Annotated in this window: 1 protein-coding gene; it reads left to right on the top strand. The window is 77.4% G+C overall.

What is annotated here, in order from left to right; all coding sequences use genetic code 11:
- Window positions 1-1,148: DnaB-like helicase C-terminal domain-containing protein (locus tag KUM40_RS40720; RefSeq protein ID WP_217171450.1), on the top strand; the 1,148-nt coding region annotated here is incomplete at both ends.

Genomic DNA, 1,148 nt, shown 5'->3' with positions numbered 1-1,148 from the left:
GCCCACCGGGACCACGCCCGTCGCGGAGCCCACCGGTTCCGCCCCGACCGGCGCCGAACCAGCACCGTCGCCCCAGCCCGCCCGTACGACCGCGGCCGACACCGCCCCGGCGTCGGCCGACCCGACCCCGGCCGAACAGCGCCCCCACCCGGCCCCCGTCACCCCGGCCGCCGACCCGAAGACCGCGCCCGACACCACCGATGACACCCCCGCGGCCGCCGCCCTGCACCACGTGCCGCCCACCGACACCGCCCCCGCCCACACCGGCGTCCCGGCCGCGCCACGCGCCTCACGCCGCCTCGCCCCCCTCGGCGAGGCCTTCACCACCGTCCTGGCCCCCACCACCCCGGACACCGAACCTGCCACCGACACAGTCGCGTCCCCGCGCGGCCTGTCGACCGGCATCCCCAGCCTCGACCACGCCCTCGGCGGCCTCCAGCCCGGCCGCTTCTACCTCGTCGCCGCCGCCCCCGGCACCGGCGGCAGCCTCCTCGCCACCACCGCAGCCCGCACCACCGCCCTCGACCACCACCAGCCCGTCCTCTACGCCGCCTCCGGCCTCACCCGCGCCGACATCGCCGCCCGGATCGTCGCCGCCCACCTCCCCGTCGACTACCGCCGCCTGCGCGCCGGCCAGCTCACCGACACCGAACAGGCCGACGTCGCCGCCCTCCACCACGACCTGGCCACAGCTCCCCTCTACATCGACGACGGCACCGACCTCACCGCAGCTGCCATCGCCGAGACCATCGCCGACCTCACCGGCACGGCCCTCCTCGTCGTCGACCGCCTCCAGGCCGCCGACGACCCCCACCTGCCCCTGTCCGGCCCCCGCCTCCGCGACGCCGCCCAGACCCTCGCCCACCTCGCCCGCACCCACCACCTCCCGGTCCTCGCCGCCCTCGACACCGACCACCCCGACCTGATCAACACCCTCGGCCTCGACACCGTCCTGCACCTCACCCCCGACCCCGACCACCCCCACCACCGCGTCCAACTCGCCGTCACCGAACGCGACCTCGGCCTCCAGACCACCCTCACCCTCCACGCCGACCGCGCCCACGCCCGCCTCACCGACCCCACCGACTTCGACCCCTACGCCCACGACCCCGAACCCCCCGAGCAGACCGACCCCGAGCCCACCCCCC

Source organism: Streptomyces sp. AC512_CC834 (assembly GCF_019049325.1).
In the GTDB taxonomy this organism is placed as follows: Bacteria; Actinomycetota; Actinomycetes; order Streptomycetales; family Streptomycetaceae; genus Streptomyces.
The sequence above is the reverse complement of the archived record's forward strand: the minus strand, read 5'-3'. Positions and strand labels throughout refer to the sequence as shown.